Annotated in this window: 1 protein-coding gene; it reads right to left on the reverse strand. The window is 36.9% G+C overall.

Annotated elements, in window-relative coordinates; all coding sequences use genetic code 11:
- Nucleotides 1–636, reverse strand: a 636-nt coding sequence (locus N1032_RS26020; RefSeq protein WP_259543519.1) for a hypothetical protein, incomplete at both ends; no start/stop codon positions are given.

Here is a 636-nt window from a genome sequence, read left to right on the forward strand (position 1 = left end):
TTCAGTTCGGGTAATTCCATTCCAATCTGTAGCATCCCACGGAATTTGTACTCCCCAATCAACCTCTTTTGAAACTAACGCCCCTTCTCGCAACGCTGGATTATCACAGTAAATATTTACTACAACAATTCCACTAGTGAGGTTGAACAAATATTCAATACGGATATTATAACCAAACACGTAGTTTAAATCAATATCTACAGGGTCACAATGAGGTAAAAATAGTTGTGCAGAACCATTAAAATCATATGTAGGGATAACTGATTTAGGCACACTAATAGTACCTAAGTCATATTTAACTACAGCATCCCCGAACATTCTAGCCTTAACACCTGTAGAGAACCCCCAAATATGGATATCTGCATTTTTATCTACAGGTACATTTGGCAATTCATACGGAGTTTCAACCAGATTATAAACATACTTACTATAATCAATTTGGGGTTTAGCAGATCCTGACGGCTGGTTACTAATAGATGCCAGAGCCAGAGCAAATTTTAAATCATTAAGCTCAGTTTCCCCTACCTCATAAATATTTAACCATGTATTACGTTTAAATGGCATGGTTGTATATTTAATAGCTGGCAATCTACCCCATTCAGCATCTTTAGGTAGACGTTGAACAGTCCAATTTGC

The sequence above is a fragment of the Herbiconiux daphne genome (genome assembly GCF_024979295.1).
Taxonomy (GTDB): domain Bacteria; phylum Actinomycetota; class Actinomycetes; order Actinomycetales; family Microbacteriaceae; genus Herbiconiux; species Herbiconiux daphnes.